Origin of the sequence: Paraburkholderia terrae (assembly GCF_002902925.1) — a bacterium.
Lineage (GTDB): Bacteria > Pseudomonadota > Gammaproteobacteria > Burkholderiales > Burkholderiaceae > Paraburkholderia > Paraburkholderia terrae.
Map to the genome: position 1 here is coordinate 510,749 of NZ_CP026113.1, position 24,311 is coordinate 535,059.

The 24,311-nt window shown below is 63.5% G+C and carries 21 protein-coding genes; 17 read left to right on the top strand and 4 right to left on the bottom strand.

What is annotated here, in order from left to right; genetic code table 11:
* The first annotated feature begins 83 nt into the window (after nucleotides 1–83).
* A complete protein-coding gene (locus C2L65_RS32055; RefSeq protein WP_042312836.1) occupies nucleotides 84–1,085 on the top strand; it encodes a LysR family transcriptional regulator in 1,002 nt (333 codons plus the stop codon).
* Between the two features lie 195 nt (nucleotides 1,086–1,280).
* Nucleotides 1,281–2,036 (top strand): SDR family oxidoreductase, encoded by a 756-nt coding sequence (locus C2L65_RS32060; RefSeq protein WP_042312905.1) that lies wholly within the window; start codon nucleotides 1,281–1,283, stop codon nucleotides 2,034–2,036.
* Between the two features lie 46 nt (nucleotides 2,037–2,082).
* Here C2L65_RS32060 and C2L65_RS32065 read toward each other — a convergent pair whose 3' ends face one another.
* A complete protein-coding gene (locus C2L65_RS32065) occupies nucleotides 2,083–3,189 on the bottom strand; it encodes an alpha/beta hydrolase (RefSeq protein ID WP_042312835.1) in 1,107 nt (368 codons plus the stop codon).
* Nucleotides 3,190–3,376: 187 nt separating this feature from the next.
* Between C2L65_RS32065 and C2L65_RS32070 the strand changes: the two genes are divergently transcribed.
* Entirely contained in the window at nucleotides 3,377–5,104 is a 1,728-nt protein-coding gene (locus C2L65_RS32070) for a PQQ-binding-like beta-propeller repeat protein (protein WP_042312833.1), read from the top strand.
* A 21-nt stretch (nucleotides 5,105–5,125) separates the two neighbouring features.
* Here C2L65_RS32070 and C2L65_RS32075 read toward each other — a convergent pair whose 3' ends face one another.
* On the bottom strand, nucleotides 5,126–6,865 hold the full coding sequence (locus tag C2L65_RS32075; RefSeq protein ID WP_042312832.1) for an FAD-dependent oxidoreductase: 1,740 nt from the start codon (nucleotides 6,863–6,865) through the stop codon (nucleotides 5,126–5,128).
* Between the two features lie 299 nt (nucleotides 6,866–7,164).
* Here C2L65_RS32075 and C2L65_RS32080 point away from each other — a divergent pair, with 299 nt between their 5' ends.
* Both C2L65_RS32080 and C2L65_RS32085 read left to right on the top strand, forming a co-directional pair.
* Nucleotides 7,165–7,614, top strand: a complete 450-nt coding sequence (locus C2L65_RS32080; protein ID WP_042312903.1) for an Ohr family peroxiredoxin — start codon at nucleotides 7,165–7,167, stop codon at nucleotides 7,612–7,614.
* Nucleotides 7,615–7,729: 115 nt separating this feature from the next.
* Nucleotides 7,730–8,455, top strand: coding sequence for a hypothetical protein (locus tag C2L65_RS32085; protein WP_042312830.1), 726 nt, complete (start codon nucleotides 7,730–7,732; stop codon nucleotides 8,453–8,455).
* A gap of 8 nt (nucleotides 8,456–8,463) precedes the next feature.
* Here the strand turns inward: C2L65_RS32085 and C2L65_RS32090 are convergent, their stop codons facing one another.
* Complete coding sequence (locus C2L65_RS32090) at nucleotides 8,464–9,309, bottom strand: IclR family transcriptional regulator (protein WP_042312828.1); 846 nt, start codon at nucleotides 9,307–9,309, stop codon at nucleotides 8,464–8,466.
* 301 nt (nucleotides 9,310–9,610) lie between these two features.
* Between C2L65_RS32090 and C2L65_RS32095 the strand changes: the two genes are divergently transcribed.
* The 10 genes from C2L65_RS32095 (at nucleotide 9,611) to C2L65_RS32140 (ending at nucleotide 19,899) form a co-directional block, all read left to right on the top strand.
* Nucleotides 9,611–10,702, top strand: a complete 1,092-nt coding sequence (locus C2L65_RS32095) for an ABC transporter ATP-binding protein (protein WP_042312826.1) — start codon at nucleotides 9,611–9,613, stop codon at nucleotides 10,700–10,702.
* On the top strand, nucleotides 10,695–11,600 hold the full coding sequence (locus C2L65_RS32100; RefSeq protein WP_042312823.1) for an ABC transporter permease: 906 nt from the start codon (nucleotides 10,695–10,697) through the stop codon (nucleotides 11,598–11,600). The genes C2L65_RS32095 and C2L65_RS32100 overlap by 8 nt, the downstream gene beginning before the upstream one ends.
* Nucleotides 11,601–11,624: 24 nt before the next feature.
* On the top strand, nucleotides 11,625–12,419 hold the full coding sequence (locus C2L65_RS32105; RefSeq protein WP_007744232.1) for an ABC transporter permease: 795 nt from the start codon (nucleotides 11,625–11,627) through the stop codon (nucleotides 12,417–12,419).
* The gene (locus C2L65_RS32110) at nucleotides 12,419–12,739 is read left to right on the top strand and encodes a (2Fe-2S)-binding protein (RefSeq protein WP_042312820.1); all 321 of its coding nucleotides are present in this window, start codon (nucleotides 12,419–12,421) and stop codon (nucleotides 12,737–12,739) included. Before C2L65_RS32105 ends, C2L65_RS32110 begins: the two co-directional genes overlap by 1 nt.
* Nucleotides 12,736–14,169: an FAD/NAD(P)-dependent oxidoreductase gene (locus tag C2L65_RS32115; protein WP_042312817.1), complete on the top strand. Its 1,434-nt coding sequence runs from the start codon at nucleotides 12,736–12,738 to the stop codon at nucleotides 14,167–14,169. The genes C2L65_RS32110 and C2L65_RS32115 overlap by 4 nt, the downstream gene beginning before the upstream one ends.
* Nucleotides 14,162–15,289 (top strand): NAD(P)/FAD-dependent oxidoreductase, encoded by a 1,128-nt coding sequence (locus C2L65_RS32120; RefSeq protein WP_042312815.1) that lies wholly within the window; start codon nucleotides 14,162–14,164, stop codon nucleotides 15,287–15,289. Before C2L65_RS32115 ends, C2L65_RS32120 begins: the two co-directional genes overlap by 8 nt.
* Nucleotides 15,290–15,309: 20 nt before the next feature.
* Nucleotides 15,310–16,356: an extracellular solute-binding protein gene (locus C2L65_RS32125; RefSeq protein ID WP_042312813.1), complete on the top strand. Its 1,047-nt coding sequence runs from the start codon at nucleotides 15,310–15,312 to the stop codon at nucleotides 16,354–16,356.
* A 371-nt stretch (nucleotides 16,357–16,727) separates the two neighbouring features.
* Nucleotides 16,728–17,381: a peroxiredoxin gene (locus C2L65_RS32130; protein ID WP_042312812.1), complete on the top strand. Its 654-nt coding sequence runs from the start codon at nucleotides 16,728–16,730 to the stop codon at nucleotides 17,379–17,381.
* Nucleotides 17,382–17,488: 107 nt separating this feature from the next.
* On the top strand, nucleotides 17,489–18,559 hold the full coding sequence (locus C2L65_RS32135; protein WP_042312902.1) for an MBL fold metallo-hydrolase: 1,071 nt from the start codon (nucleotides 17,489–17,491) through the stop codon (nucleotides 18,557–18,559).
* Between the two features lie 410 nt (nucleotides 18,560–18,969).
* On the top strand, nucleotides 18,970–19,899 hold the full coding sequence (locus C2L65_RS32140) for a glycosyltransferase family 2 protein (RefSeq protein WP_042312811.1): 930 nt from the start codon (nucleotides 18,970–18,972) through the stop codon (nucleotides 19,897–19,899).
* A 15-nt stretch (nucleotides 19,900–19,914) separates the two neighbouring features.
* On the opposite strand, the gene C2L65_RS32145 is transcribed toward C2L65_RS32140, so the two are convergent.
* Entirely contained in the window at nucleotides 19,915–21,357 is a 1,443-nt protein-coding gene (locus C2L65_RS32145) for an aminotransferase-like domain-containing protein (RefSeq protein ID WP_042312810.1), read from the bottom strand.
* 249 nt (nucleotides 21,358–21,606) lie between these two features.
* On the opposite strand from C2L65_RS32145, the gene C2L65_RS32150 reads away from it, so the two are divergent.
* Complete coding sequence (locus C2L65_RS32150; protein ID WP_042312808.1) at nucleotides 21,607–23,058, top strand: amino acid permease; 1,452 nt, start codon at nucleotides 21,607–21,609, stop codon at nucleotides 23,056–23,058.
* Nucleotides 23,058–24,290, top strand: a complete 1,233-nt coding sequence (locus C2L65_RS32155) for an NAD(P)/FAD-dependent oxidoreductase (RefSeq protein WP_042312806.1) — start codon at nucleotides 23,058–23,060, stop codon at nucleotides 24,288–24,290. The genes C2L65_RS32150 and C2L65_RS32155 overlap by 1 nt, the downstream gene beginning before the upstream one ends.
* The last annotated feature ends 21 nt before the right edge of the window (nucleotides 24,291–24,311 follow it).

Consider the following 24,311-nt stretch of genomic DNA (forward strand, 5'->3'; position numbering starts at 1 on the left):
GCAAAAGAAAATCGGCGGACCATGTCACAAACGGAAGCGCTGAAACGTCTAGCTGGATAAGAACCTCCACTCTTCGCGCTTCCATGTCAGACTACGCACCGCGCCGCTCCGTTACGGGCGCCGACGATCCGATTGCAAGCACGTTTGCAACGAGTTTCGCCGGCGTCGTTTCCTTTCTTGCCGTTGCCAACGAAGGCAGTTTCGCCAGAGCGGGCGATCGCCTCGGCATCGGCCGCTCGTCCGTCAGCCGGAACGTGCAGAAGCTGGAGGCCCAGCTGGATACCCGCCTCTTTCTGCGCACGACCCGCAACACGTCGCTGACGCGCGAAGGCGAACTCTTCTTCGAGAACTGTCAGGCGGGCGTCGAGCGCATCGTCCAGGCGCTCGAAGAGATGCGCGAACTGCGCAGCGGGCCGCCGCGAGGGCGGCTGCGCATCTACTCGACGCCGGGCTTCGGGCGCAGGATCGTCGCGCCCTTGTTGCGCGGTTTTCACGCACAGTATCCGGATATCTCGCTGGAACTGCTGCTCAACGACCGTCCCGCCGACTTCACGGCCGATCGTATCGACGTATCGTTTCGCGACGGACGCATGGAAGACAGCGAGATCGTCGCGCGTCAACTGATACCCATGCAGATGATCGTCTGCGCGTCGCCCGCATATGCGGCCGCTCACGGCTTACCGCGCCATGTCGACGAACTGGCCGACCATCGCTGCATCAACCTGCGTACGGCATCGGGTCGCGTGAGGGAATGGGAGTTCAAGGTCGACGGCCTGCCGATGCGCCGCCAGTTGCACGCGCCGCATACGTTCAACGACCCGGATCTGATTCTTCAGTCCGTGCTGGATGGACAGGGCATCGCGCAACTGCCTGGTTATCAGGTGTGCGATCTGCTCGGCGACGGGCGTCTCGTCACCTGTCTCACCCAGTATGCACCCGACGATAGCGGCCACTACATCTGCTATCTGAGCCGCAAGCATCTTCCGGCGCGCATCCGCGTGTTCGTCGATTACATGACCGAGCACACGCGAGCGCTCGACCTGCATTGCCTGACCACGATGGATGCGATGTCAACGGTCGACTAGATCGATTGGTGTCCGCAAGGCAACACGATGGATACCTTCAAACGTCTACCGCATCGAAGAGCACACACCTACGATGCTTCCTGTACGGACGCCGCGCATCACGGCAAGTCCGGCAAGCAACCGGCAATGACACGTTCTGCCGGCTTCGAAAGCCCGCAAGCGGCGAGCGCGCCGCGCAAGACTTTGGAGAAAATCATGAAGATCGTTGTGATAGGCGGCACGGGACTGATCGGCAGCAAAGTGGTCAAAAATCTGCGCGGGCGTGGTCATGATGTCATTGCCGCTTCACCTGCATCGGGCGTCAACACGATCACGGGCGAGGGCCTAAGCGAAGCATTGGCAGGCGCGAACGTCGTGGTGGATCTCGCCAACTCGCCTTCATTCGAAGATGCAGCCGTGCTCGAATTCTTCACGACGGCAGGCAAGAACCTGTTCGCTGCGGAAAGGGCGGCGGGCGTGCAGCATCACGTGGCGCTATCCGTCGTCGGTACGGACCGGCTCGCGCAAAGCGGCTATTTCCGCGGCAAGATCGCGCAGGAAAAGTTGATCCGCGAATCCGGCGTGCCTTATACGATCATTCATTCGACGCAGTTCTTCGAGTTTCTCGGCGGCATCGCGCAGTCGGGCGGCGACGGCGAGACCATCCGCCTGTCGCCCGCGTACTTCCAGCCCATCGCATCGGATGACGTCGGGGCGGCCGTCGCGGACTATGCCGTTGAAGCGCCGCGTAACGGCATTGTCGAAATCGCGGGTCCGGACCGCGTGCGGCTTGCGGATATGGTGCAGCGCTTCCTCGACGCCACGCACGATTCGCGCAAGGTTGTCGCGGACTCGGGCGCGCGCTACTTCGGAGCGGAGTTGAACGACGACACGCTCGTACCCGGCGCGAATCCGCGTCTCGGCGCGTTGAACTTCGACGCGTGGTTCTCGCAATCGCAAGCCGCGCGATAAGCGGCTTTACGGTGACGCACGTTGTGATCCAGTAGCACGGGTTGCGTCACCGCGACGGCATTTCACTCTCGCCAGCACATGACGACGGCATCCGCCCGTCGAACAGCACTGCCATCCCGCAGTCCGATGTCAGCATGCGTTGCGCGTCGTGTCCCGCGCCGGGCACTTCGACCACGCGCTGATTCAGCCCGACGGGATACCGGCTTTGCAGGTAGTCGAAGTACGCAAGCCCGCGCGCGAGCCGGAACGGACCCTGTGCCATTGCCGCGCAGGAGCGGTCGATAAAGTGCGTGCGTGGGTCCACGTCTTCCATGCCAAGCAGATACACGACATCGCGCTTCGCGTAGCGGGCCTCGATTTGCGCGGCGTCCTGCGAGGCGACATAAGCGGGTGGATCGACCATGCCGTATTTCCATTCGACAGCGCGTGGACAAGCCTGCATATCGACGTGCTCGAAAACACCGCGCGACACGGGACGTTCATCGTCGAAGTACAGATAGCTCGACGGATTCGCAACGACATACCGCACGCGGATGCCGTCGCGCGCCAACGCTTCCTCCGCGCGTCCGGCCACGGCATAACGCTGCACGACCTGCGCACCCGCCGAATGCCCAATGACCGTCACAGAAGATAACGCGGGATAGCGCTGCCGGTCGTCGAAGTGTTCGAGCAGCGCATCGAGCGCCGCGAAGGAACTCACCGACGCGGGGCGGCGTGCGGGCGCGCCTTCTTTCCATCCGGCTTCGGACCACGCAAGCGTGCTGTCAGGCATCGGGAACGCGCGCAGGTCGCGCGTGGTCAGAAACTGCGGCGCGACGATCATGCTGCGTGTTGCATCCGCACCGGCTGCGGCGTGTACTTGCTGCCCGGTGGCGAAGTACTTGTCGGCGTTGCGCAGCGTGCCGTGAACGATGATGAATACGCGTGTGACGTCGGGTTCTGCGGCGTCGATGTCGCGATCGGCGTAGAGTGGCAAAGTGCCGTCGCCGTCGGGCGTAACGACACGCATGGCCTGATCGGCGACATGTGCGACGGGCGCATTCTGTCGCGACGACGCGGTGTTCGCGCCGGCCTGCGCGCAGTTTGCCGCCGTCAATGCCAAGGCGATCCATGCTGCGGCGAGCAACGAGCGGCGTGCCGGTTCTGAAAACATATCGAATGCCTCGTGATGTGACGTACGTGCGTATTAAACGCGCGACGCGGTGCATTCCGTCGCATGAATCGGGCGCGTCGCGGTACGCGAATTGCTCAGTGGTGATGCCGCAAATCCGCCGACATGCGACTTTCGCCACTGCAAGGCCGACAATCTATGCGGTCGCTCGACCGCCTGGGAGACGTCCATGAACCGCTGGCACCGTTCGTTCTCCAATCTGGGCCGCGTGCGGCATATCGCGATCCTGTGCCTCGTCACGGCGATTTGCGTGTCATGCAGCGGGGGCGGCTCGTCGAACAACGCGAGCACGAACGGCGGGAGCGGCGGGAGCGGCGGCGCGAGTTCGGGCAGTCCGAGCGGCTCGGGCGGTACGGGTGGCTCAGGCAGCTCGGGCGGCACGGCGGCGGCAGCAACCGACGTGCTGACCTACCACAACGACCTGGCCCGCACAGGGCAATATCTCGCCGAAACCACGCTCACGCCTGCGAACGTCAACGCCACGAGCTTCGGCAAGGTGGGCTTTTTGTCCGTCGACGGCAAAGTCGACGCGCAACCGCTCTATGCCAGCAATGTGTCGATGAACGGTGCGGCGCACAACGTCGTGTACGTCGTGACCGAGCATGCGAGCGTGTACGCGTTCGACGCCGACAGCAACGCCCAGCTATGGCAGCGGTCGCTGCTCGGCGCGGGTGAGACGACCAGCGATCCCCGCAACTGCGCGCAGATTTCCCCTGAAATCGGCATTACGGCGACGCCCGTCATCGATCGCGGACGCGGCACGAACGGCGTGATGTACGCGGTGGCGATGAGCAAGGACGGTGGCGGAACGATTCACCAGCGCCTGCATGCGATCGATCTCGCCACGGGCGCCGAGGTGTTCGGCGGCCCCACGGAAATAACCGGCAGCTATCCGGGCAGCGGCGCGAACAGCAGCAACGGCGTGACCGTCTTCGATCCGCAGCAATACGCGGAGCGGCAGGCGCTGACGCTGGTCAACGGCAACGTTTATCTGGCGTGGACCTCGCACTGCGACCAGGGCGTCTACGCCGGCTGGGTGATGGCCTACAACGCCGACACGCTCGCGCAGACGGGCGCGCTGAACCTGACGCCGAACGGCAGCGGCGGCGCGATATGGATGGGCGGCGGCGGGATGGCGTCGGACGGGACGTCGCTCTATCTGCTCGATGCAAACGGCACGTTCGACACCACGTTGAACGCGCAAGGTTTTCCATCGAATGGCAATTTCGGCAATGCGTTCGTCAAACTCGGGGCCGCGCCGAATCTCGGCGTCGCGGATTATTTCGCCACCTTCGATACCGTGTCGCAATCCGCGCGCGACGCCGACCTCGGTTCGGGCGGCGCGATGCTGTTGCCCGATCTCGTCGATGCGGGCGGCGTCACGCGGCATCTCGCGCTCGGCTCGGGCAAGGACTCGAAGATCTACGTCGTCGATCGCGACAACCTCGGCAAATTCAACGGCTCCAGCAACGCGATCTGGCAGGAGATCGACGGTCAACTGATTGGCGGCGTGTTTACGACGGCGGCGTTCTACGGCAACGTCGTGTACTACGGCTCGGTCGGCGACAACCTGAAGGCGTTCCCGGTCAGCGGCGCGCGCCTCGCCACGACTCCCGCATCGCAAAGCGCGTTCAAGTTCCCGTATCCCGGCACGACGCCGAGCATCTCGGCGAATGGCGCGCAGAACGCGATCGTGTGGGCGGCGGAGAATGGCTCGGTGGCGGCGCTGCATGCGTTCAATGCCGCGAATCTCGCGCAGGAGCTGTACAACAGCAATCAGTCCGGTTCGCGCGACACGTTCGGCGCGGGCAACAAGTACATCACGCCGATGGTCGCGCATGGACGCGTGTACGTCGGCACGACCAATGGCGTCGCGGTGTTCGGATTGTTGAAATAGAGCGGCCGCCTCGCGCGCCCGCTAACACGCGGCCCGCACCTCGGCCAGCAGACGATGGATCTGCGCGACCACGGCCGCGCCTTCGCCCACTGCGGATGCAACCCGCTTGGTCGACCCCGAGCGCACGTCGCCGATCGCGAAGACGCCGGGCACGCTGGTCTGCAATGACATCGATTGCAGCCCGGCTCCGGGAATGTCGGGCCCCGTCAAAACGAAGTCTTTGTCGTCGAGCGACACGCCGCACGTCTTGAGCCAGCCGGTGTTCGGCTCGGCGCCGATAAAGACGAACAGATGATGCGTCGTCATGCTGCCTTCGATGCCGCCCGCGCCGCGATAATGCACGCGTTCGAGCCGCGCATCGCCTTGCAGCGCGGTCAGTTCGATGCGCGTGTGAAGCGTTACGTTCGGCAGTGCCAGAATGCGTTCGATCAGATAGTGCGACATGCTGTGTTCGAGGCTCGCGCCGCGTATGAACATATGCACATGCTCGGCGTGCGCCGCGAGAAACACGACCGCCTGTCCCGCCGAATTGCCGCCGCCGATCAGCAGCACAGGCTCCTTGCGGCACAGACGCGCCTCGATCGGCGTGGCCCAGTAATAGACGCCGGAGCCTTCGAAGCGCTCCAGCCCATCGACATCCGGGCGCCGATACTCCGCGCCGCTCGCGATCACGACGGTGCGCGCGGTGATGCGCCGGGCGTCGGTGAGTTCGACGACGGGCGGCTGCTTGTCGCAAAACAGTGCTCGGACCTCGCACGGAATGCCGATGTGCGCGCCGAACTTCTGCGCCTGCACGAATGCGCGGCCCGCGAGCGCCTGGCCCGTGATGCCCGTCGGAAAGCCCAGATAGTTTTCGATGCGCGAACTGGTGCCCGCCTGGCCACCGGGCGCGCGGCAATCGAGCGCGGCCACCGACAGCCCTTCCGAGGCCGCATACACGGCCGCCGCCAGTCCCGCCGGACCCGCGCCGACAATGGCGACGTCGTACACATGCGCCGGATCGAATTCGGGAATCAGCCCGAGACACGACGCAAGCTGCCCTTCGTCGGGATTGCGCAGCACCGTGCCGTTCGGGCAGAGGACGAGCGGAAAGTCGTCGGGTTGCGGCGTCAGCCGTTCGAGCAGCGCGATCGCTTCGGCGTCCTTCTCGGCGTCGAGCGTCATGTTCGGGAACACGTTGCGGCGCAGGAAGTTCTGCAGCGTGGCGAGCCGCCCGCTACTGGACGGCCCGACCAGCACGACGCCGTGTCCGCGCTCGATCACCAGAACGCGCCGCAGAATCAGCGCGCGCATGATCTTCTCGCCGAGGTCGGCTTCGCTGATCATCATCGCGCTCAGTTCGTCGGGCCGCAGCAGGATCGCTTCGACATCTTCGACCACATGCGCGTCGACGACGGCCGGCTTGTTGGAGAGCTGCGTCACATCCGACGTGAACTCGCCGCGTTGCGTGTACGTATGAATAACCCGCTCGTGACCGAGACCATCGCGCCCGACTATCCGCACCTTGCCCGACAGCAGCACGAACACGCCAGGACACAGGCTTCCCGCGCGATAGAGCAGGGCGCCCGTCGTGTAGCGGGACCGCGCGCCGAAGCGCCGTATCCGCTCGATCTCCGCTTCCGAGAGGACGGGAAACATCTGCTGGTGCCGCGGATGATCGCGCACGCTCGGGTCTTCGAGGAGCTCGCCGTCGAAGAGGTTCGCGTCCGTGGCTGGTTCACGGGCGGGCGCTGCGTCTGACGGCGTTGACTCGTTGCTCATCGCGGACTTCCTCCGGCGCATGACGGGGTGGCGCGTGGGCGTTGCGCAAGTGTTGGCTGCCCGTAAGCCAAGCATACTTCGATCGTTTGATTCTTGCGTGCGATGGGCCGGTTTCGCGGTTTCGTATCCTCCTGTCCATTTGACCCCGTTGCATCGCTTCGCCAGTCACTATCGAAAGTGTGCGAGCGATTAAATCGTATGCGATTGACATTGCGAGACGCTTCGAGCAATATGCGTCGCATGCGATCGAATCGCATAAGCCATATCAACCGATATCCACTCTCGACCAAGGAATCACGATGACCAAAATTGAAAAAGTCCTGTTCACGGGCAAGACGCACACGACGGCAAGCAAGCACACGGGCGCTTCGCGCGGCCACGAAGAGCGGCTCGACCTCAGGCTGTCGGCGCCCGGCAACGACGTGCATCCGCAGCACGTATTCGAAGCCGCCGATCCGCATCCGACCGCGGAGCAACTGTTCGCGGGCGCGTGGTCGGCCTGTCTGATCACCGCGATCGGGCTGGCGGCCAAGGCGAAGAAAGTCGCGCTGCCGTCCGACCTCGCGCTCGATATCGAGATCGATCTCGGCATGACGGGCAACGCGTACTTCCTCGGTGCGCGGATCAACGTGAGCATGCCGGGCGTGGCGCGCGACGTCGCCGAGGCGGTCGTGCATGCCGCGGACGAGCTGTGTCCGTACTCGAAGGCCACGCGCGGCAATATCGACGTTGCGATCAATGTGATCTAAGCACCGCGTCTGGTTGCGCATGCGTTTGCGCGTGTGACGAGCGTGTAACGAACGTCAGGCCGGAAAGGGCGAGCTAGAATAAAAATCTGCGCCCTTTCCTCGACGGCAGACGGCCATGAACCTGTGCATCGCCCGCTTCGTTCGCCCAACGGTGTCTGCCATGTGTGCTGCGTCACTCGCCACGCTCGCGGCGTGCGGTGGCAGCGTGTGTATCGGCTTCGACGGTTGCGCGGGCGGAATCGTGACGCAAAACCTCGCGCTCGCGGGCACGGCAGCCACGGGCAAGGCGCTTGCGAGCGCGAACGTCAACGTGGCCTGCGCGCAAGGGTCAGGGGCCACGCTATCGGATGGCGGCGGACGCTACAGCCTTGCGTTCAACGCGACGCTTCCGTGCGTGATTACCGTGACGTCCGGCGGCACGACGCTGCATTCGCTTGCTTTCGCTGGCGGCACGTTCAACACCACGCCCGAAACCGAACTGATGCTCGTCTACCTCGCCGCGCAACTCGGGACGAGCGAGTCCAGTCTGATTGCGAATTTCGCCAGCAACGCGCAGTTCCAGCAGGCGCTTGCAAACCAGACTACCGTGCAGAATGCGCAATCGGCGGTGGTCACGAACCTGCAGCAGCACTATGCCGTCACGCTCACTGCGCCCGCGTTTTTGACGACGCCGTTCACGGTTGGGCAGGCAGGCGTGGACAGCGATCTCGAAGCGCTTGCGAAAGCAGGCGCCATCGACGCCAACGGCATGCCCGATTCAGCCGCCATTTCGCTGATGTCTCAAGCGGGTGCCGCGCAGCCGCTTGCGAAAGCGTCCGCGCCTTTATCGAACGGTATGTAAGTCAAGCATCACGCGATCGGTTCGGTCGTCATCGCGCGTGTAAGGCCGTGCATCGGACGACGCATCGCGACATCGAACGGATTTACCTGCGGGCCTATCAGATCGGCTTGCCGCTTGAGGAGTTCGACGACCATCGGCAGACGGTCCTCGCCCAGTCGCGCCGACAGCGTGCCGACGCTCAGCGCCGCCACCGCGCAGCCCGTTCGGTCGATGATCGGCACGGCCACGCCCGCCATGCCTTCCAGCACGCCGCTATTGCGCCCCGCGTAGCCGACTTGCCGGACGCGTTCGATTTCCGTGCGCAAGTAGACTTCGTCGAGCACGCCATAGCTCCGCAGGCGCGGCACGTTGAAGCGAATGATCTCTTCGCGCTCGGCTTCGGGCAGGAACGCGAGAATCGCGAGGCTGCCTTGCCCGACACCCAGCGCGACGCGGCCGCCAATATCGCCCGTGAACGAGCGGATCGGAAATGGGCCTTCGCACATGTCGAGGCACACGGCATCGAAGCTGCTTTTGACGAGCAGAAAAATCGTGTCGCCGAGACTCGCGCACAGCCGCAGCAAGGCAGGGCGGCACAGCTCGCGCATGCCGCTCGGATTGCCGGCCTGCGAGGCCAGCGCAAAAAAGTCGACGCTCAGCCGATACAGCTTCGTACTCTGATCCTGCTCGACGACCCCTTCGGCAATCAGCGCATGCAGGATGCGATGCACGGTGGCCTGCGTCAGGCCGACGGCTTTCGCGATGCGCGTGACGCGGCCGCCTTCCGGTTGAATTTCTCCCAGCGCGCGGATCACCGCGAATGCCCGCTGCAACATGCCGGTGCCGGGCGCGTCGGCTTCTTTCGAAGAATTCATTGGCGATCTCGATTCGGATTCCATTGAACGGAATACTAGCCGATGTTCTTACTGAAAAACAAACTGTCGTCTCCAAACACCGTGCAAGCGCAGATGCGCGTGCAATTCAGTATTTTCACTGACGGCACGCAGCGGAATAGAAGGCGCATGTAATCGCTCAAATATTCCATTCAACGGAAGAAACATGATCTTTATATCGTTCATTGGAATTTGACATTGACGCTCTGGAATTTGGCTAGCTAGAGTCGGCTCAACAGACACCAGTCGATTCAGCCGGTGCCACGCACCGAAAGGCCAGACCATGTCGTTCCTCACATTGACTGACGTTTCGAAGACGTTCGGCGATCTGCATGCCGTGACGGGCATCAACCTCGCGGTGGAAAAGGGCGAATTCGTTTCGCTGCTCGGCCCGTCGGGTTGCGGCAAGACGACCACGCTGCAGATGATCGCGGGCTTCATCGAAACGACGCGCGGCCGCATCACGCTCGATGGCCGCGACATCACGCACATGAAGCCGAACCGGCGCGGCCTCGGCATCGTCTTTCAAAGCTACGCGCTGTTTCCACATATGAGCGTCGCGCAGAACGTCAGCTTCGGGCTGGAAATGCGCGGCATCGATAAAGCCGAGCGCGCGGACCGCGTGCGTGAAGCCTTGGCGCTGGTGCGGCTCGATGCGCTCGCGCATCGCTTTCCACGCGAGTTATCGGGCGGTCAAAGGCAGCGTGTCGCAATTGCGCGCGCGATCGTGATCGCGCCGCCCGTGCTGCTGCTCGACGAACCGATGTCGAACCTTGATGCGAAGCTGCGCGAAGACATGCAGTTCGAACTGCGCTCGATTCAACGCAAGATCGGCACGACGACGATCATGGTCACGCACGATCAATCCGAAGCGCTGTCGATCAGCGACCGCGTGGTCGTGATGGAAGCGGGGCGCATCACACAGATCGACACGCCGTATCGCGCGTACGAGCGGCCTGAGAATCTGTTCGTGTCGCAGTTCATCGGCAAGGCGAACATGCTGGCGGGCAAGGTCGTCTCGCGCGACGGCGACGCGATCGGCATCGACCTCGGCCACGATCTCGCGGAGACGGGCAGCATGACGCAGCTCGCCGCGCAAGGTCAGGCAATCGACGTCGGCGATGCCGTCACACTGTGCATTCGTCCGGAAAAGCTGCGATTGTGCGCGCCCGACAAGGGGCGTCTCGCGGGCAACGTGACGAGCCGCTTCTTCCTCGGCAGTCAATGGCTTTACCGGCTCGACAGCCGGGTCGGCGAGATGCTCGTGTGCTGCCAGAACGAAGGGAACGAGCCGTTTTCGGAGGGCGCGAAAGTCGGCATCGACTGGCATAGCGATTCGCTGCGCCTGATCGGCCAGGAGCGCGCGCATGGATAGCACGTTGCCCGCCACGCAAAGCGCGAACCGAAGCGCGGCGCGCGCGCCGTGGCGCGCCTTCGTGCCGCTCTGGTTGATGAGCGCGCCGGCGTTGATTCTTTTCGCGACGCTCGTGCTCGTACCGCTTGTGATGACGCTCGCGCTGACGTTCTACCGCTTCGATCCCGCCGTCGGCCCGATCGCGGCATTCGACTTTCACAACTACGTCGAAGTGCTCGGCTCATCGTATTTCCACACGATCTTTCTGCGCACCTTCGGCATCGCCTTGCTGACGACCGTACTGTGCGTCGCGATCGGCACGCCCGAAGCGTATGTGCTGTCGCGCATGCGCGACCCTTGGCGCTCGCTCTTCCTGCTGGTGATTCTCGCGCCGCTGCTGGTGTCGGTGGTGGTGCGCGCATTTGGCTGGAGCATGCTGCTCAACACGAATGGCCTCGTGAATCAGGCGTTCGCGCTGTTCGGCCTCGGACCGTACAAGCTCGAATACACGACCTTCGCCATCGTCATCGCGCTCGTACACGTGATGCTGCCGTTCATGGTGATTCCCGTGTGGACCGCGCTGCAGCGGCTCGATCCGCAGACGGAGAACGCCGCGCTCTCGCTGATGGCCTCGCCCGCGACGACGCTGCGCCGCATCGTGTTGCCGCAACTCGTGCCCGGCATTCTGTCCGGCAGCCTGATGGTGTTCGGCCTCTCGGCGAGCGCGTTTGCGATTCCCGGCCTGCTCGGCGGACGTCGCCTGAAGGTCGCGGCAACGGCTGTCTACGACCAGTTCCTGAGTTCGATGAACTGGCCGCTCGGCGCGACGATTGCGGTGCTGCTGCTGGTCGCGAACCTGGTGGTGATGCTTACCTACTACCGCGTACTCGAGCGGCGCTACACGCGCAGCATGGGCTGACGCGAACCCGACAGGCGAAACATCATGCGCAAGAACGGCCCCATTGCACTCGCGTTCCACACCATCGTAATTCTTTTCGTGCTCGCGCCACTGGCGATCGTCGTGCTGGTCGCCTTCACGCCCGACGAAACCTTGACATTGCCCACGCACGGTTTCTCGCTGCGCTGGTTCCGCGCGATTCTCGACTATCCCGACTTCATCACGGCATTCTTCAACAGTCTGAAACTGGCCTTCGCGTCGGCGACGCTGTCGCTCGTCGTGGCATTGCCTGCGGGCCTGGCGATTGGCCGCGCGCGCTTTCCGGGGCGCAATTTTCTCAATGCACTGCTGCTGTCGCCGCTCGTGATTCCCGGCCTCGTGCTCGGTATCGCGATGCTGCGCTTTTTCGCGTTGATCGGCGTGACGGGCTCGTTCGCGTGGCTGATTCTTGCGCACATGGTCGTGATCACGCCGTTCGTGATGCGTCTCGTGCTTGCGTCGGTGAGCGGATTGGACCGCAGCATCGAGCACGCGGCGTCGTCGCTCGGCGCCGACGCGTGGACCACGTTCCGCCGCATCACGCTGCCGATGATCGTGCCCGGCATCACGGGCGGCTGGCTGCTCGCGTTCATCAACAGTTTCGACGAGTTGACGATGTCGATCTTCGTCACGTCGCCGCAGACGGTCACGCTGCCGGTGCGGATGTACATGTACGCGACCGAATCGATCGATCCGATGATGGCGTCCGTTTCCGCGCTCGTCATCTTCATCACGGCGGGCGCGATGCTGCTACTCGACCGCGTCTACGGTCTCAACCGCATTCTGATTGGCCAGCACTGATGGCTTCTTTCTCTCCCGCTCACATGTCCCGTTCCAACAGCCAGTTGCTGCGCGTGGCCGAAGCCGGACGCGCGCCGGTATCGTTCTTTCTCGATGGCGTCGAAGTCGGCGCGCTGACGGGCGATACCGTGCTGACGGCAATTCTGATGCAGCAGCGCCACGTGCGTCATAGCGAGTTCAGTGGCGAGCCGCGCGCGGGCTTTTGCATGATCGGCGCCTGCCAGGACTGCTGGGTGCGCTGCGAAGACGGCGCGCGAATTCGCGCGTGTTCGACGCTGGTGAAAGAAGGCATGCGGATCGTGACGAAGGGTGCGCGATGAATAGCGGGCGACAGGTAGTGATCGTCGGCGCGGGGCCCGCCGGGATTCGTGCGGCGCAGACGCTGGTGGGAGCGGGCATCCGGCCCATCGTGCTCGATGAAAACGCGCGCTGGGGTGGACAGATTTATCGTCAGCCGCCTGCCGATGCGGGTTTCACTCGCAGCAAGGCGACGCTCTATGGATTTGAGTCGAAGAAGGCCGATGCCGTACACGAGACGATGCGCGCGCTTCAGCCGCATATCGACTATCGGCCGGACACGCTCGTTTGGTCGTGCGAAGGCCGCAGGCTGGACACGATCCGCAATGGCCGCGAGGCGAGCGTGGCGTTCACGCAGTTGATCGTCGCGAGCGGCGCGACGGATCGCGTGTTACCCGTGCCGGGATGGACATTGCCAGGCGTCTATACGTTGGGCGGCGCGCAGGTTGTGCTGAAGGCGCAGGGAAGCGCGATCGGGCGGCGCGTCGTGCTGGCGGGAACGGGTCCGTTGCTGTACCTCGTCGCGTATCAATACGTGAAGGCAGGCGCGCGGATCGAAGCCGTGCTCGACACGAGCGCATGGTCGAACCAGGTCGCGGCGGTGCCGAAGCTCATCAGTCAGCCGTCGACATTCGCCAAGGGCGTCTATTACGTGGCGTGGCTCAAGGCGCGCGGCGTCAGAGTGGAGCGTGGCGTGACGCTGGTTGGCATCGACGGCGAAGAGGGCGTGGCGGGTATTCGCTTTAAGAGGTCTCATGAGAACGAGCGCGTCGAAACGATTGCCTGCGACGCAGTCGGCCTCGGCTTCGGCTTGCGCCCGGAAACGCAACTCGCCGATCTCGCCGGATGCCGCTTTCGCTTCGATGCATTGAACGGCTGCTGGTTGCCCGAGCGCGACGCGGCGGGGCGCACCTCGATGCCGGGTATCTATCTCGCGGGCGATGGCGCGGGCATCGCGGGCGCGGATGCGGCTGAACTCGCGGGCCGACGCGCGGCGCTCGCGCTGCTCGACGATCTCGGCATTGCGCATCCTGCGCAGACGGATGGCCTTGATGCCGCGACGCTTGAGCATCGCTTGCAACGCATTGCCGTGTTCCGCACAGGTATCGAAGCGGCCTTCGCGCCACCGTCACAACCCGCGAAGCAATGGCCCGACGACATGACCGTCTGCCGCTGCGAAGAAGTCGATGCAGGCACGTTGCGGCGCTGCATTCGCGGCGGCGAGGCAAGCGAGATCAACCGGCTCAAGGCGTTGACGCGTGTCGGCATGGGCCGCTGCCAGGGGCGCATGTGCGGCGAGGCGGCCATTGCGCTGCTGAGCGAGGAAACGGGGCGTCCAGTGGAAAGCGTCGGGCGGTTGCGCAGTCAGGCGCCCATCAAGCCCATCCCCATTTCGCCGATGCTGTTCGACGACGACGTCGCCGCGATTCCCGAGGAGGCACGCGATGAGTGACGCCGTCCACTATCAGGTCGTGATCGCGGGCGGCGGGCTGGTCGGCTCGTCGGTGGCGCTGGCGCTCGCGCGGCGCGGCGTGCGCGTCGGTCTGTTCGAGCGGCGCTATTGCGGCGCGCAGGCGAGCGGCGTCAACTACGGCGGCGTGCGATGCCAGGGGCGGCCCGCCGAACAGATGCCGCTTGCGATGCGCGCGCGGCGCGTGTGGGACCGCTTGCCCGAACTGATCGGCATCGACGGGGAACTCGTCGTGTCGGGACATCTGCGTCTGGCGCGGCGCGACAGCGATTTTGCCGTGCTCGAAACGTGGGCCGCAATGGCGCGCGAACACGGGCTCGAAACCGAACTGATCGCGGGCGCGGCGTTCCGCAAGCGCTATCCGTGGCTCGGCGAAGCGGCGCTGGGTGGCTCGCTGTGCATGAGCGACGGCCATGCGAATCCGCGCCTCGTGTCGCCCGCTTTCGCGCGCGCAGCGCAACAGGCGGGCGCCGTGGTGCGCGAGCAAACCGCGCTCACCGATATCACGCACGACGGCACGCGCTTCCAGATTCGCGCGGGCGACGAACGCATCACGGCCGACTGGCTGATCAACAGCGCGGGCGCGTGGGCGAACACCGTCGCAGGCTTTTTCGGCGAGGCCGTGCCGATGAAGCCGATCTATCCAAACATGTGGGTGACCGAGCCGCTGCCGCGCTTCGTGACGCACAACCTGGGCGTCGTGGGCGGTGGCGTGTACGCGCGCCAGGTCGAACGCGGCAACTGCGTGATCGGTGGCGGGCGCGGACATGGCGACGGCGAATACGCGCAACCGTCGACGCAAACCACGCGCGCCGTGATGCGCGACGCGTGCGCGCTGCTGCCCGCGTTGCGCGACGCATTGTTAATTCGTACGTGGAGCGGCGTCGAAGGCGAGACGCCCGACAGCAATCCCGTGATCGGCGCGAGCCAGAAGATGCCGCGCCTGCTGCATGCATTCGGTTTTTCGGGCGGCGGCTTTCTGCTTGCGCCCGGTGTCGGCGAAGTGCTGGCCGACCTCGTGATCGACGGCGAGACCTCGACGCCGCTCGATGCGTTTGCGATCGGCCGCTTCAGCCGAAGCGCGATCCCCGCTGTTCTTTAATCCTGTCAAGGAGACCCACAATGAAGCTGTCAAGCACGGTCGCGGCGCTGGCCGCCGTGTGCGCGATCGGGGCGGCTGCGCCCGCCTGGTCGCAAACCAAAACGATCTACATCGGCATGAACGGCGGCCCGATGGAGAAAGCGTACACGAGCCAGGTGCTGCCCGACTTCGAGAAGGCGAACAACGTGAAGGTGGTCGTGGTGCCGGGCACCTCGTCCGATGTGCTGGCGAAGCTGCTCGCCAATCGCAACAGCCCGCAGATTCACGTCGCGTTTCTCGATGACGGCGTGATGGCGCGTGCCGTCAGCATGGGCGTGTGCCAGAAGCTCGACGACGCACCCGTGCTGAAAGAGCTGTATCCGTTTGCGCGCATGAAGGATGACATCGGCGCGGGCGTGCAGCTCGGCATGACGGGTATCGGCTACAACACGAAGCTGTTCGCGGAGAAAGGCTGGGCGCCGCCTACATCGTGGATGGACTTCGCCAATCCGAAGTACAAGGGCAAAGTGGTGTTTCAGTCCGCATCGAGCAGCACGTTCGGTTTGCACGGCTTTCTTGCGATCAACCGCTTGATGGGCGGCAACGATCAGAACGTCGAGCCGGGTTTCAGCAAATGGTCGAGCACGGTTGGGCCGAATGTCGTCGAGTACATTCCCAATTCGGCGAAGCTCTCGGAGATGGTGCAAACGGGTGAAGCGGGGATCTTCCCGCTGACGCCGACGGCTGTCGGCGATCTGCAGGACAAGGGCATTCCTGTCGGCTACGCGAATCCGAAAGAAGGCGCAGTCTTGCTGCTCGTCGACCTGTGCGTCGTTAAGAACAACGCCGATCCGCAGCTTGCGCAAAAGCTCGCGCAGTTCCTGTTGTCCGCACCGGCTCAATCGAAGGCGGCGGCAGCGGGCAAGCAGATTCCGACCAACGAGCATGCAACGATGACGCCCGCGATGCAGAAGAGCCTCGGCAATCTGGACGATCTGGTGAAAAAGGTGACGGTCGTCGATTGGGATTCGATCAACGCGCACCGTGCGCAGTGGGATCAGCGCTGGAACCGGCAGGTCGAGCAGTAATGGTCTGATGCGAGGCGAGCGGACCGTGCCGCTCGCCGCCGCGCGGCACGACTTCGCGCGCCCCCTTGTGTCTGTGCTGCGGCGTACAGACAGGCACGAAAAAATCCGGCGCGCTGACAAACTGCACACGAAACGTGTAATTTGTTCTACGCTATAAAAGTTACCTGCTGCGCATTCACGCTTGTCTCGCGTCGGTGCCGATCGGGAGCCGCCGCGAACCATTTGCGCTCCCGCCAGGTCGTACGGCATCATGGCCGGCGGCTAACGTCAGAAGCTCTCTATGCTGATTCCCGATAACCCGCGGCCGTCGTCACAACGACGGTGGCGGCATCCGACGCACTGGTTGGAACCTGTTACCACGGAGAAAGAAGATGGCGATTCGACTAGGAGAAGTAGCGCCCGATTTCACGGCGGAGACCACGGAAGGCACGATTCGTTTTCACGAATGGATCGGCGATAGCTGGGCAATCCTGTTCTCGCACCCGAAGGACTTCACGCCCGTCTGCACGACGGAACTGGGCTACATGGCGGGGCTCAAGCCGGAGTTCGACAAGCGCAACACGAAGATCATCGGACTGAGCATCGACCCGGTCAGCGATCACCAGAGATGGGTGAAGGACATCGAGGAGACGCAGGGTAACGCGATCAATTATCCGATGATCGGCGACGCCGATCTGAACGTCGCGAAGCTCTATGACATGATTCACCCGGAAGCGAGCGGCGGCCCGCGCACGGCCGTCGACAACGCGACGGTGCGTTCGGTGTTCCTGATCGGGCCGGACAAGAAGGTGAAGGCAATGCTCGTGTATCCGATGAGTTCGGGCCGGAATTTCGACGAAGTGATGCGTTTGCTGGACTCGCTGCAACTGAACGCGAAGCACACGGTCGCCACGCCCGTGAACTGGAAACCGGGCGAGGACGTGATCATTCCGACATCCGTTTCCGATGAAGCTGCCAAAGAGAAGTATCCGCAGGGCTTCAAGACCTTGAAGCCGTATCTGCGTTACGTGCAGCAACCCAAGTGAGACCTTGAAGCGACGGTCCGGCGCGCGCGGTTGTGAAGCGCGCGCCGGCGTGATTTCTATTCGCATCAAAGACGTTTTCCGACACACGTTGAGAGACCGTGAGCGTGCTGATCTTCCGACAACTGTTCGACCAGCAATCGTCTACCTACACCTATCTGCTCGCTGACGGCGACACACGCGAAGCCGTGCTGATCGACCCCGTGTTCGAGCAGACGCGCCGCGATGCCGCGTTGCTCGACGAACTTGGCCTGCGTCTGATCTATACGATCGACACGCATGTTCATGCGGATCATGTGACGGGCGCGTGGCTGCTGAAAAAGCGCACGGGTAGCCAGATTGCGATATCGGCGGCGAGCGGCGCGGAGGGCGCGGACCGCTATGTCAGCCACGGCGATTCGATTGCGTTCGGCGCACGGCACTTACGTGTGCGCGCGACGCCTGGTCATACGAATGGCTGCATCAGTCTCGTGCTCGACGACGAATCGATGGCCTTCACGGGCGATTGTCTGCTGATTCGCGGCACCGGTCGCACGGACTTTCAGAACGGCAATCCGCATGCGCTGTTTCGCGCGGTGCATGAGCAGCTTTTCTCGTTGCCCGAAAGCTGTCTGCTGTATCCGGCGCACGATTATCGCGGCCTCACAGTGACGAGCGTGGCCGAAGAGCGGCGGTTTAATCCACGGCTGGGCGGTGAGCTTTGTGAAGACGATTTCGCGGGCTATATGACCAATCTCGGCCTTGCGCATCCGCGGCAAATCGATGTCGCTGTTCCCGCGAACATGAAATGCGGCGTCGCGGCCAGCGATCCGTCGCTCAAGCCGCAGCCCGAATGGGCGCCGCTGACCTACACGTTCGCGGGGATTTGGGAAATTCATCCGCAATGGCTCGAAGAACATCTGCAATCGGTGCAGATCGTCGACGTGCGTGAGCCCGACGAATTCGACGGCCCGCTTGGACGCATTCCCGAAGCGAAGCTGATTTCGCTCGGCAGCCTGGCGAAACGCACGGCGGAACTCGGCAAGGAACGTCCTATTGTCACCGTCTGTCGCGCGGGTGGCCGTTCGGCGCAGGCGACCGTGATGCTTCGCCAGGCAGGGTTCCAGGATGTCGCAAATCTCGCGGGCGGCATGTTGCGCTGGCGCGCTGAAGGCCGGGTCGTCGAGAACGGCAGTCTGTAAGCGCGATTTCAAGAGTATTTCTCTCTTTCGTCTGACACATCCCTCAATACCCTGCGCGACGCGGAAAGAAATGCGCGGATGCGCTGCGTCTCTTTCTATCGTCAGGTAGCTTCTTCCCACTGAATGCACGCCGTAAACATGCACGGCCTCCGAATGTGTAAGGGGTACTTTTTATATCGTTCGAGCCGGTAGAAACTGGCGACCGTGAATGCGCTTCTCAGTAGATTTGAATAGTTCGCCATGCTTATCAATATCGATGTCATGCGAATTGCCATCTGATCCCGCCCTTGGACAACACCTCATGGTTTTCGGACAATCCTCTCGCGTGATCTCGCCATGCCTCGTTGCCGCTGATCATACGTGCTAGCGTTAATCGAGCGTTTCCATGCATGTCGCGATGACAGGGAGAGATGATGGAGAGTGTGATCGAACGGCGCACTGTCGACGAGATGAACGAGATGCACGCGACACGTGTCGCGGTCGTCATCGCGACGAAAGGGCGTCCCGATGCAATACCCAACGCGCTTGCGTTTCTCGCACGTCAAACTATGACGCCTTGTGTCGTCATTCTTTCCGCTACGGTTGAAGCCGACGTCGGTGAAAAGTACCCGACGCCTTTTCCCGTGATGCGTGTCTTCGGATCGGCCGGTTTGCCCGCACAAAGGAATCGTGCGCTCGATGTGCTCCCGGCCGATATCGACATCGTCGTATTCTTCGACGACGATTACGCGCCATGCCGCGACTGGATCGCGCAATGCGTGCGGATGTTCGAGTCCAATCCGGCCGTGCTCGGTGTGTCGGGAAAAACAGTGCAGGATGGTTCGAAAGGCTGTCCGCTGACGTGGGACAACGCCCGGCGCATCGTGACCGATGCAGAAAGAACGGCGAGTGCGCCGCATGCGCTGACGCCTTGCATTTCTCTCTATGGCTGCAACATGGCGTGTCGCATGAGCGCAATCAGCGGCTTGCGTTTCGACGAACGCCTCGTGCTGTATGGCTGGCTCGAAGACAAGGACTTTTCGTGCCGGCTGTCGAGACGCGGTCCCATCGTGCGATGCGCGCAAATGAGCGGCGTGCATCTTGGCATGGCATCGGGCCGCGTGTCGGGCAAGCGGTTCGGCTATTCGCAAGTCGTGAACCCGAACTATTTGCGGCGCAAGGGCGAGATGTCGCGCAGTGAAACGGCGCGTTATATCGCGAGGGCGCTTGTGATGAACGCGCTCAAGTCATTGAGACCCGAGCCGCATCTCGACCGTCAGGGACGCCTGATCGGCAATCTGCTCGGCCTGATCGCGATTGCTTCGGGATCGGGCGATCCGGAGCGGGCCGCGAAACTGTAGCGCAAAGGCGCGCAATCAGATCGTGCCGAACAACGCACGCGGACGATCGCGCAACGCTTGCGCGAGCGTTTGCAGCGCGCTCACCAGTTGCTCGCGTGAAGACGCGCACGCGAGATTGATCCGCACGCCATGCTCGACCTCGGCACGATCGACCGCAAAGGCCGACGATGGCATCACGACCACGCCGCGCGCTTTCGCATTCGCGGCGAAATCGTCGGCGCGCCACGGCGGCGGCAGCTTGAGCCACACGAACATGCACGCGGGGTCGGACTCCAGCCACTCTTGCGGCAGAATCTGCCGCGCAAGATCGTGACGCACGCGAATCTCGGCGAGTTGCGCGTCCATGATGCGTCGCGCGGTGCCGTCTTCGATCCAGATCGTCGCAATCAGCATCGACATAGGCGCGGGCATCCAGGCCGTGGTGCGCACGGCTTCGGCGGCGAGCGCGGAACGTTCAGGCGGACTCAGCAGATAGCCTAGCCGCAGTCCCGGCGCGAGTATCTTCGACGTCGCGGCGATGTGAAACGTCAGCTCCGGGCACAGGCTTGCAAGCGTAGGCAGACGCTGCGAGACGAGCGGACCATACACGTCGTCTTCGATGATCGCCACGCCATAGCGCCGCGCGATATCGACGAGCGCCACGCGTCGCTCCAGGCTCATCGTCGTCACCGTCGGGTTCTGCAGATTCGGCACCGTAAAAATGGCCTTGACGGGGACGCGGCTGCAAATGCGTTCGACTTCATCCGTGATCAGACCGTCGCGATCGCTCGGCACGCTGACGATTTCGAACTGGAACACGGGCGCAAGCGCCTTCAGGCCGTAGTACGTGAGCCGGTCGGCGATGATCACACCGTCCGTGCCGATCAGGCTGTTGAGCACGGCGTAGAGCCCGTGCTGCGCGCCGCTCGTGACGACGAGATGCTCCTGCGACGGCGTGAAGCCGGGCCCGGCCATCCACTTCGCGCCCGCCGCGCGCGCCCAGTCGGGGCCTTGCGGCGGCTGATATTCCTGTAGCGATGGATAGCGCGGATCGCGCGGCAGATCGGCGAGCGTCGTCGCGAGACACGACAGGAATTCGCCCGTCGCTGGCCGGTTGACGGTCAGATCGATCGCGCCGCCCGGTGCGGCATTGGGCGCACTCGCCGTTTCGACGCGCGGCATCGCGCCGCCCGTCACGAGCGAGCCGCGCCGCTTGCTGCCAATCACGAGGCCGCGCAGCTGCAATTCCTTATAAGCGCGCGATACCGTCGACACGTTGATGCCGAGTTCGGTGGCGAGCTGACGCTGCGGCGGCAGACGGCTGCCGGGCGGATAGACCCCGCCGCGAATCTCGTCCTCGATCGACGCCGATACCTCGATATAGGTCGCGCGTTTTGTCTGGACCGGATCGCCGTTTGTCTGGTCCACCTCGGCTGCGGCGCCGTTGCTGTGTGCTGCCTTGTCTCTGCTGGAAGCCATTGTCTCGCCCTGTCTCCATACAAAACAGGCTTTGTCTGCCTGTTTGTGCCAGTTCGCCGGATTTTATACCAGATACGCATGCATGCCACTGTTTTCAAGCCTGGCAAGGACTACGCCCGTCGACGCCAGGGAAAGTCCTGGACCACACAATGACGTTTTTAATTGCACACAAAAAATTGTTGTGTGATTCTTTGAATCAGGTTTTGTGTGGTTTATGAATCGCAGGATCGAGCTGGAAGGAGATTTCGCATGGCAGAGAGCAGGACAAACGCCCGCGCATCGCGCGACACGCAAGAGAGCGCAACGCCCCGTCTCGGCGTTGCATTGCGTCAGCGGCACGTCACGATGATTTCGCTCGGCGGCATCATCGGCGCGGGACTTTTCGTGGGCAGCAGCGCGACGCTCAACACGGTTGGGCCGGCTGCGTGCCTGTCGTACCTGGTGGCGGGCATCGTCGTGCTGTTCGTGATGCGCATGCTCGGCGAGATGGCGCTCGCCGTGCCGGGCGTCGGGTCGTTCACCGAATACGCGCGCATTGGTCTCGGCGACTGGGCGGGCTTCACGAGCGGCTGGCTCTACTGGTACTTCTGGGTGATCGTGGTCGCCGTGGAAGCGGTGGCGGGCGCGGCGATCCTGCAGCGCTGGATACCGGCGCCCGTGTGGATGATCGGGCTGGTGCTGCTGTCGTTGATGACCTTCATCAACCTGATGTCGGTGAAGTCGTACGGCGAATTCGAGTTCTGGTTCGCGTCGATCAAGGTCGCGGCCATCATCGTGTTTATCGCGATCGGCGCGGCGTGGGTGTTCGGCCTGGGCCATACGCACAGCGCGTGGAGCAACCTGACGGCAGCGAAGGGCTTTTTGCCGTTCGGCACGATGTCGGTGTTCGCGGCCGTGCCGACTGTGATCTTTGCGGTCGGCGGCGCGGAGATCGCGACCATCGCCGCCGCCGAATCGGACAACCCCGCGAAGAGCGTCGCCGCGATGACGCGCTCGGTGATCCTGCGCGTGATCACGTTCTATGTCGGCTCGATGTTCCTGATTGCGTGCATCGTGCCGTGGACCAGCATCGTGACGGGCCATTCGCCGTTTGTCGCCGCGCTGGAGACGATGCGCGTGCCGGGCTCGGCTGACATCATGAACGCAATCGTGCTGGTCGCCGTGCTGTCCGCGCTGAATTCAGGGCTGTATGTGTCGTCGCGGATTCTGTTCCGCCTCGCGGGACGTGGCGATGCGCCGCGCGCGCTGCTGCGCCTCACGCCGTCGCGCGTGCCGCGTCTTGCGGTGCTGTTGAGCAGCGTGGTCGGCTATGTGGCGATCATCGCCGCGATTGTGTCGCCGCAGGGCGTGTTCCTGTTCCTCGTCAATGCGTCGGGTGCTGTGATGCTGTTCGTCTATCTCGCGACAGCGCTTGCGCAGATCCGCATCCGTCGACGCCTGCAACGCAACGGCGAGCAGCCCGAGTTGCCGATGTGGCTCTTTCCGTGGCTCTCGTATGCGGTTGTGGTGGCGATCGTCGGCGTGCTGGTCGCAATGGGCATGGATGCCGAACTGCGTCCGCAACTGATGGCGAGCATCGCGAGTCTCGCGTTTGCATCGGCGGCATGGCTGCTGGCGGCGAAACGGCGCAACGCGGATGACGGCACGCGCACGGGTTATCTCGCCGCAGCCGATGGACGCGCAATGTCGGGAGAGCGTTGATGGCAGAGATCGGCATTGTCGGCGCGGGTTTTATCGGGCTTGCGAGCGCCGGCTGGCTGATGCGCGACGGGCACCGCGTCACGCTGTTCGATCCGTCGGGCGTCGCGCAGGGCGCGTCGTTCGGCAACGCGGGCACGTTCGCGCCGTATGGCTGCATTCCCGTGAACAACCCTTCCGTGTTCCGCGATCTGCCGCGATTCCTGCTGTCGAGCGAGAGTCCGTTCCGGTTGCGCTGGAGTTATCTGCCGCATGTGTTGCCGTGGCTCACGCGCTTCATGATCAGCTCGACGCGCAAGCGTTATGAAGCGAGTGCCGGCGCGCTCGCTGCATTGCTCGCGCAGGCGCAGGACGGCTACGCGCCCTTGCTCGAACAACAGGAACTTGCGAAGTACGTGAGGCCGCGCGAGTGCCTGTATCTGTATTCGAGCGGCGCGTCGTTCGATGCATCGCGTGCTTCGCTGAATCTGCGCAAGCAACTCGGCGTGTCGTTCGACGTGCTGTCCGCCGCCGAGGTGCGCGAACTGGAGCCTGCACTTGCGCCGATCTTCGAGCGCGGCGTGCTGTTCAGCGACAGCTGGCACTTCTCCGATCCGCAAGGCTTTCTGCTGACGCTGCATGAACTGCTCGCGGCGCGTGGGCTCGAGCTCGAACGCAAGAGCGTGAGCGCGATTGCGCCCACGGCAGACGGCGTCACGCTCACGACGGACGACGGCACGCCACGGCGCTTCGATCATGTCGTCGTCGCGACGGGCGCGCGCTCCGCGAAGTTTGCGGCGCAATGCGGCGACCGCGTGCCGCTCGACACGGAGCGCGGCTATCACGTGCGCTATCGCGGCGCGACGCAACTGATTTCGCGGCCTGTCGGTTGGGCCGAGCGCGGCTTTTACATGACGCCGATGGACGACGGCGTGCGCGTTGCGGGGACGGTTGAGCTGGGCGGCTTCAGCGACGTGCGCAACCGTTCGTTGCTGGACCTGCTGACGTTTTCTTCGAAGCGCGCGTTGCCGGGGCTGACGCAGCCCGACAGTTCGTGGCTCGGCTTCCGGCCTACGCTGCCCGACGGCGTGCCCGTGCTGGGCCGTTCGAGCGAGAGCGAGCGCGTGATTTACGCATTCGGGCATCAGCATCTCGGATTGACATTGGCAGGAGTGAGCGGACGCATCGTGGCCGATCTCGTCGCACGGCGCGCGCCGCCGCTCGATCTGTCGCGCTATGCGGCGACGCGGTTCTGAGGCGACACATACGCATTTGTT